General features: G+C 58.4%; 8 protein-coding genes. 1 reads left to right on the top strand and 7 read right to left on the bottom strand.

The genetic code is table 11. From position 1 onward, the window contains the following. Positions 1–119: 119 nt before the first annotated feature. From ACR0JA_RS23540 to glyA, 5 genes are all read right to left on the bottom strand, one after another. Positions 120–542 (bottom strand): universal stress protein, encoded by a 423-nt coding sequence (locus ACR0JA_RS23540; protein WP_480580374.1) that lies wholly within the window; start codon positions 540–542, stop codon positions 120–122. Positions 543–618: 76 nt separating this feature from the next. Continuing rightward, entirely contained in the window at positions 619–1,989 is a 1,371-nt protein-coding gene (locus ACR0JA_RS23535) for an alanine/glycine:cation symporter family protein (RefSeq protein ID WP_480580371.1), read from the bottom strand. A 25-nt stretch (positions 1,990–2,014) separates the two neighbouring features. Then, positions 2,015–2,959 (bottom strand): lipoyl synthase, encoded by a 945-nt coding sequence (gene lipA, locus ACR0JA_RS23530; protein ID WP_480580368.1) that lies wholly within the window; start codon positions 2,957–2,959, stop codon positions 2,015–2,017. Between the two features lie 14 nt (positions 2,960–2,973). After that, positions 2,974–4,353: a dihydrolipoyl dehydrogenase gene (gene lpdA, locus ACR0JA_RS23525; protein WP_480580365.1), complete on the bottom strand. Its 1,380-nt coding sequence runs from the start codon at positions 4,351–4,353 to the stop codon at positions 2,974–2,976. Positions 4,354–4,364: 11 nt separating this feature from the next. Further along, positions 4,365–5,618 (bottom strand): serine hydroxymethyltransferase, encoded by a 1,254-nt coding sequence (glyA, locus tag ACR0JA_RS23520; RefSeq protein ID WP_480580362.1) that lies wholly within the window; start codon positions 5,616–5,618, stop codon positions 4,365–4,367. Between the two features lie 147 nt (positions 5,619–5,765). Between glyA and ACR0JA_RS23515 the strand changes: the two genes are divergently transcribed. After that, entirely contained in the window at positions 5,766–6,368 is a 603-nt protein-coding gene (locus ACR0JA_RS23515; protein ID WP_480580359.1) for a helix-turn-helix domain-containing protein, read from the top strand. 66 nt (positions 6,369–6,434) lie between these two features. Here ACR0JA_RS23515 and ACR0JA_RS23510 read toward each other — a convergent pair whose 3' ends face one another. After that, entirely contained in the window at positions 6,435–6,806 is a 372-nt protein-coding gene (locus ACR0JA_RS23510; RefSeq protein WP_480580356.1) for a cupin domain-containing protein, read from the bottom strand. 57 nt (positions 6,807–6,863) lie between these two features. Then, positions 6,864–7,892 carry a YeiH family protein gene (locus ACR0JA_RS23505; RefSeq protein WP_480580353.1) on the bottom strand — a complete coding sequence of 343 codons (1,029 nt, stop codon included), beginning with the start codon at positions 7,890–7,892 and terminating at the stop codon, positions 6,864–6,866. Between the last annotated feature and the right edge of the window lie 193 nt (positions 7,893–8,085).

Raw genomic sequence — 8,085 nt, 5'->3', positions numbered from 1 at the left:
CCAACGGATACTGAACAGGCATCTCCCAACCCGCAAAATCAACCAACTTACCCCCCAACTCAACGTGTAGCGCATAAAGAGGAGTGCGTTTCAAATCTGTCATTTTCTCAACCTTTCAATCAGCGGGACTGGTCGCGAACGACCATGACGGTGCAGTGCGCGTTGCGCACGACGCGGGCCAGGTTCGGGCCAATTTCGTAGTTCGGAAAATCGCCTTTGGTCGACGCCATGACGATCAGATCAAAGCCTTCCCTGTGGGCGAGTTTCAGGATTTCGCGATAAACGCTACCTTCTTCAACATGCACCGTCACGTCGGATGCGACACCATTTTCCAGGATGGCCTGAACCGCGTTGCGAACATGGTCTTTGGCGCCTGCGCCATAGTTGGCGGGCAGGTTCGGTAGTCGGATTATCTCGGGGATGACAGCGACTGCATGCAACTCGGCACCGTAGAATTTCGCTTGTTCCAAAGCGACTGGCAGCGCTTGTTTCCACGAGCGGTCGTCGGTGTGATCAATGGGCAGCAGGATTTTCGTGGCCATCGCGTCTCTCCTCAAGATAGAAATTCTGTTTATACGTCAGGGGGCCAGAAGGCCCCCTGCTTGTTCAGGGCCGATGTTATTCGGCTGGTGTTCCGCCGGGCTCTTCGGACTGGCCGCCCGAGGCGAAGAACTCTTTCGTCAGTTTGAAGACGATCGGGCTCAGCAGCGCCAAGGCGATCAGGTTCGGAATGGCCATCATGGCGTTCAACGTATCCGCCAGCAGCCAGACAAAGCCAAGATCCGCCGTTGCACCGAAGTAGATCGCGACAATCCACAGAACACGGTACGGCATCAGGGATTTGACACCCAGAAGGAACTCGACACATTTTTCGCCGTAGAACGACCAACCGAGGATGGTTGTGAAGGCGAAGATCGACAGAGCGATTGCGATCAGAGCACCACCACCCGGCAGCGACGTGGCAAATGCCAGCGAGGTCAAGGCCGCACCGGATTCACCGGATGTCCATGCACCTGTGGAGATGATCGCCAGACCGGTGATCGAGCACACGATGATGGTATCGATGAACGTACCCAGCATCGCGATAAGACCCTGGTTTACTGGGCCTTTGGTCTCGGCCGCAGCATGCGCGATCGGAGCAGAACCCAGACCGGCTTCGTTTGAGAAGACACCACGTGCCACACCAAAACGGATCGCAGCCCAGACAGCCGCACCTGCAAATCCACCTTCTGCGGCAGATGGGGTGAAGGCGTAGGTGAAGACGAGCGACAGAGCGTTACCGATATTTCCGATGTTGATTATCAGAACCAGAAGACCGGCGACGATGTAGGCGATTGCCATGGCCGGAACCAGTTTACCTGCGACTGCACCGATGCGGGTGATGCCGCCCAGGATTACGGCTGCGGTCAGAACCATCAGAACAACGCCGGTGACCGAAGTGTTTACACCAAAATTCGATTCCAGAACCTGTGCAACGCCGTTGGCCTGCACACCGTTGCCGATGCCAAAAGCAGCAATTGCGCCGAACAGGGCAAATGCAACGCCCAGCCAGGCCCATTTCGCGCCAAGGCCGTTCTTGATGTAGTACATCGGGCCGCCGACATAGTTGCCCAGCTCGTCCTTCTCACGGTATTTCACCGCACAGACGGCTTCGGCATATTTGGTGGCCATGCCCACCAGGGCGGTCATCCACATCCAGAACAATGCACCCGGACCGCCCAGGAAGACAGCGGTGGCCACACCGGCAATGTTACCTGTACCGATGGTCGCCGACAGCGAGGTCATCAGCGCGTTGAACGGGCTGATCTGCCCTTCGCCCTGACCCTCACGGCCTTTGAACAGCAGGCTGAAGCCTGTGCCGATGCGCAGGATCGGCATGAATTTCAGCCCCACCTGCAGGAAGAAGCCGACGCCCAGAATGAGGACCAGCATCAGCGGCCCCCATACGACGCCATTTATGGCCCCTACGATTGAATTTAACGCTTCCATGGTTTCCCTCCCATTTGCGTTGGGTTTATGCCCTGTTCGCCAGAGCCCGTTGGCGGGCATGCTTGAGGGCGGCAAAGTCTTCGTCCGCGTGGAACGATGATCGGGTCAGCGGTGTGGCCGACACGTGCAGAAAGCCCTTGGATCGGGCGATCTGTTCCAGTTGAGCAAACTCCTCTGGTGCCCAGAACCGATCAATTGGATGGTGTTTCGGTGTCGGTTGCAGGTACTGACCCACGGTCAGAAAATCGACATTGGCGGCGCGCAGATCGTCCATCACCTGCCGCACGTCGCTGAGCGTTTCTCCCAGCCCCACCATCAGGCCCGACTTGGTGAAAAGCTCGGGGTTGGCGCGTTTGGCATCATCCAGCAACCGCAGCGAGGCGTAATACCGCGCGCCGGGGCGAACCGTCGGATACAAATGCGGAACCGTTTCGAGATTATGGTTGAACACATCCGGTGCCGCTTCGAACACGAAATCGGCTGCGTTGCCCTTGCCTAGAAAATCGGGTGTCAGCACCTCAACCGTAGTGCCCGCATTCTGGTGGCGCACAGCGCGGATCGTCTGGGCGATATGTTCCGCCCCGCCATCGGCCAGATCGTCACGATCGACCGAGGTGATGACCACATGGCGCAGACCCAGTTTCTTAACCGCTGCCGCGACGCGACCGGGCTCGAACGCATCCAACGCGTCCGGACGGCCTGTTGCGACGTTGCAGAAGGAACACCCGCGTGTGCAGACCTCACCCATGATCATCATGGTGGCATGGCGTTTGGACCAGCATTCGCCGATATTCGGGCACGCGGCCTCTTCGCAAACCGTGGCCAGATCGTGCTCGCGCATCAGGCGACGGGTCTCGTAATACTCGGCGCTTTCGATCTTTTTCCGGCGAATCCAGTTGGGCTTGCGCGGAATGACGCTGTCGGCCCTTTTGGCCTTTTCGGGATGGCGTGGACGAAGCTGAATGGTCATCTGGCTGGTCCCTCTTACGCGTGGATCGCGCGGCCCATGGCATCGAGGCAGGCTTCCTTGACCGCCTCGCCCATTGCCGGGTGTGCGTGACAGGTTAAGGCGACCTCGGACACGGTCGCGCCCTTGGTCATGGCCAGAACCAATTCGGCGATCAAATCGCCCCCATGAGCGCCGCAGATATGCGCCCCAAGGATTGTGCCGTTGGGATCGGCCAGCACCTTTACCGCACCGTCAGTTTCACCTGTCGAGCGCGCGCGCGAGTTGGCCATGAAGGCGAATTTGCCGACCGTGTATTCAGTACCGACCTCTTTCAGCGCTTCTTCAGTTGCGCCGACCGAGGCGATTTCGGGATCCGTATACACGACGCCCGGAACGGTGTTGTAGTCGACGTGCCCGCCCTGCCCGGCCAGCATCTCGACACATGCAACGCCATCTTCTTCCGCCTTATGCGCCAGCATGGGTCCGGGAACGCAGTCACCGATCGCGAAGATACCCGGAACCGAGGTCTGGAATGTGCCATCCACTTCGATAAAGCCGCGGTGGTTTACGGCAACGCCGAGCGCGTCCAGGCCAAGGCCACGCGTCACTGGGCGACGACCGACGGCGATCAGGACCTTGTCGGCCTCGATCACCTCTTCCTTGTCTTTGCCAACGCGATCAAGCGTGAGCGTCAGGCCCACATCCGTCTTTTCGACAGATTTCAACGCACGGCCCAACTGAAACTTGAGGCCCCGCTTGGACAATGCCCGCTGCGCGAGCTTCGCGATCTCGCCGTCGATTCCGGGCAGCACGCGGTCCAGATATTCGACCACGGTCACCTTGGCCCCCAGGCGGGACCAGACCTGCCCAAGCTCCAATCCTATTACTCCGGCGCCGACAACCACCAGATGATCCGGCACCGTCTCAAGCGCCAATGCGCCGGTCGAGCTGAGGATGTCCTTCTCATCCATATCGATACCACCCAGCGGAGTGGGCTCTGAGCCGGTTGCGATCAGGATATCTTTGGCCTCAAAAACATCATCGCCAACCTTGACCTGACCGCTGGCTGGGATGCTGGCCCAACCTTCGATCAGATCGACGCCGTTTTTCTTGAATAGAAACCCGATACCTTTGGTCAGGTCGCCTACGATCTTATCTTTGCGCCCCATCATCGCCGGCAGGTCAATGCTGGCCCCCTCGACCGCAATACCGTGCGAGGAGAGATGTGCAATTTCGGCATACTTGGCCGAAGAGGTCAGCAACGCTTTGGAGGGGATGCACCCCACATTCAGGCAGGTCCCGCCAAGCGCGCCACGGCCTTCGACGCAGGCCACTTTCAGGCCCAGTTGCGCGGCGCGGATCGCAGCGACATAGCCGCCTGGTCCACCCCCGATGACGATAAGATCGTAAGCCATTTGGTCGTCTCTCAGTAAATCGGGTGGCTTGCGCAGAGGGCGCGCACCTTTTCACGGGTCTGTTGTTCGACGGCTGCGTCCCCTTCTGGCGATTGTGCCAGCGCGTCGAGCACGTCGCCGATCAGGTGGCCGATCTGTTTGAACTCTTCCGGTCCAAAGCCGCGGCTGCATCCGGCGGCGGTGCCCAGGCGGATGCCGCTGGTCACCGTGGGTTTCTCAGGATCGCCCGGTACGCTGTTCTTGTTGCAGGTGAAGCCTGCCCGCTCCAGTGCCGCTTCGGCGTCTTTGCCGGTCACGCCAACGGGGCGCAAATCAACCAGCATCAGGTGGTTTTCGGTCCCGCCCGAGACGATGTCGCAACCGCGCGCCATCATGACGTTTGCCAAGGCAGAGGCGCTGTCGACAACGCGCTGCATGTATTCCTTGAATTCCGGCTTCAGCGCCTCGCCAAACGCAACGGCCTTGCCAGCAATCACATGCATCAGCGGACCGCCCTGAAGGCCCGGGAATACGGCCGAATTCAGCTTCTTCGCCAGCGCCTCGTCATTGGTCAGAATGATCCCACCGCGCGGGCCGCGCAGGGTCTTGTGGGTGGTAGATGTGACAACATGCGCGTGACCAACAGGCGACGGATGCAGACCGGTGGCGACCAGACCGGCAATATGGGCCATGTCGGCCAGCAACCAGGCCCCGACCTCATCCGCGATGGCGCGGAACCGGGCAAAGTCGACCTTTTGCGAATAGGCAGACGCCCCTGCGATGATCAGTTTGGGCTTTTCGGCTTTGGCCAGCGCCTCGACCTGATCATAGTCAATCAGACCCGCATCGGTCAGCCCATACTGAATCGGACGGAACCACTTGCCCGACTGGGCGGGTTTCGCACCGTGGGTCAGATGGCCCCCAGCATCCAGCGACATACCCAGGATCGTATCACCGGGGCTGAGCAGCGCCAGCTTGACCGCACCGTTTGCCTGCGCACCCGAGTGCGGCTGAACATTTGCAAATTCACAGCCGAACAGTTTCTTTAGCCGGTCAATGGCTTCGGCTTCGACCTCGTCAACAAATTCGCATCCGCCATAGTAGCGACGGCCCGGATAGCCCTCGGCGTATTTGTTGGTCAGTACAGAACCCTGCGCGTCGATGACGGCCTGCGAGACGATGTTCTCGGACGCGATCAACTCGATCTGCTCAGCCTGACGCTGTCCCTCGCGCGCGATCGACGCCGCAATGACCGGATCAGCATCCTTCAGCGGTTTTGTGAACATGTTCTCCTCCTGCAATCTCGAATCCCAAGTACGAAATTTTGTTTCCTATAGTGGAATTCGTCTGCATAAGGCAACAAAAATCTCATCACAGATACGTTGTCGGCTACCGGGGAATCCGGTAACCTTTGGAAAACGGGAGGGATTTCTTTGGCCGACGACAGCTCAGAAGACATCATCGGGCCGGACGAACAGGACGAAGGCGCTGCGCTGGGGCTGTCGATCCGGGATGCCCGACGCGCAAAAGGGTGGACATTAGAAGAGGCCGGTCGCGCAGCGGGAATCGGTCGCTCGACACTTTCCAAGATCGAGAACAACCAGACCCGGCCCAGCTTTGATATAGTGCGAAGGTTGACTCAGGCGTTGGACATGAGCACCCCGCAGCTGTTCCTGCAATCCGGGCAGACCGGGATTTCAGGACGCCGGGACTTTACCCCCAAGGGTGAAGGTGACAGGCGAGAAACATCCACCTACCTGCATGAGTTACTGTGTCCCGATCTGACCAGCAAACGCATGCTGCCATATATCGCGACGATCAAAGCCCGCGATCTTTCCGAATTCGAAAACTGGATACGCCACAGCGGCGAAGAGTTCCTGTATGTGCTGAGTGGAGAGCTGATCTTTGTGTCGGAACACTATCGGCCCCTGCCGATGAAAGCTGGTGACTCGCTATATTACGACAGCAGTATGGGACACGGCTGCATCTCGACCAGCGAAGAAGACGCCCGTGTTTTGTGGGTGTCGTTGGAGTAAACGACCGGGCGTTTCTGTCTATTGAACAGAAACGCCCGGAAATGGATCGAAACCAGGTTTTCGGGTTCAGTCGTCCGCGCTCAAATCGCGTATTACAAAATGCTTGGTCGTGGTTTCCAAAACCTCCCAATACCCGCGAAAACCGTTTGGTATCAAAAAGCTTGCCCCGGCACGAAAGTCCTGACGCGTTCCGTCCTCGTGGATCAGGGCGCAATTTCCTTCCACAATATAGCAGTACTCGTCCTTATCCGTGAATGCGTGCCACTTGCCTGGCGTCGACGTCCAGGTGCCCGCCGAAAGCTTTTTGTCCGGGCTGACAAAATGCATGCCGACCTGGTGATGCGGATCACCCTCGACCACGCGATCAGGCAAATCCGCAAGGCGGCGTTCACTGCGCGTTTCCGGGGCGTCGTATAGATTGCGTACATGTTCGGTCATTTGTTTCCTCGAATTTCTGCTAAATGTCCTTGCGTTGCATTCCTGCGTCGTCAGATCTCAATAATGCACTAGATAGACGCCGATCAGAACGAACAGGGCGATAAAGATGGTCTCGGCGACGATCAGGACGATGGCCTGTCCGCCTACGTCCAGAATACGCTTAAGCGAGGTTTTCATCCCCACCGCCGCAATCGAAACAAGCAGCGCCCAACGGCTGAGGCTGGACATCGCTTCGGACACCACTGCAGGGATCAGCCCCAGCGAATTGAGCGTCGCAAAGATCAGAAAGCCAACCACGAACATGGGCAGGATCGGAGGGCGCTTGCCTTCGTCGGTAAACTCAGCATGGCGGCGCACAAGCGCTGAAATCACCAAAACCACCGGAGCCAGCATGGCGACACGGATCAGTTTGACCAACGTGGCAACCTCGCCGGTTTGGTCCGAAACCGAAAAGCCCGCACCAACCACCTGTGCAACATCGTGGATCGTTCCGCCTAGAAACACGCCTGAAATCTCGTCATTGAAGTCAAAGGCTTCGGTCAGGATCGGATAGGCGATCATCGCAATGGTCGACAGTACCGTCACGGACAGCACCGTGAAGATAAGGTTGCGCTCGGAATGTTCGTTCTTGGGCAGAATGGCTGACAGCGCCATCGCCGCAGAAGCACCGCAGATCGCAACCGACCCGCCAGTCAAAACTCCAAACCGCCAGCCGCGGCCCAGCAGACGTGCACCCAAAAGGCCAAACAGGATCGTCAGGATTACGCCTGCAATCACGACAAGAATGAGATCCGACCCGAGATTCATCATCAGTTCGACTGAAATACGCGCTCCGAGCAGGGCCACGCCAAACCGCAACACGGTGCGTGCGGTGAATTCGATCCCGGGCTTGCAGCTTCCGCTGTCTTCCTCGGCAAGGAAGTGAAACGCGATGCCCAGCAACAGCGCCATCAGCATTGCCGGGGCGCCGTAGTGCTCGGACAGAAATTTCGCAGCGACGGCCACAACGACGGAAACAAGGAATCCGCGGCCGTTCTTGCGCACAAATGTCTGGGATTTAGACATCAGTGATGGGGATGCAGTCATATCTTGCATCTTGCGTCCTCTAACAAAAAAATCAGGCTTTCCCCGCGGGAAAGCCCATAGAGTCCCGGGCCCTGCTAGGCCCGGGTCTTTGTATTGACTGAACTTACGCCTCGACTTGGGGTGTCATGTCGGAAGCTTCGATGCCTGCGACGGCGACGGGTTTTTTCATGGCGTCGCGGCGGAAGGGCTCGCC

This window comes from Ruegeria sp. AM4, assembly GCF_056540665.1.
The sequence above is the reverse complement of the archived record's forward strand: the minus strand, read 5'-3'. Positions and strand labels throughout refer to the sequence as shown.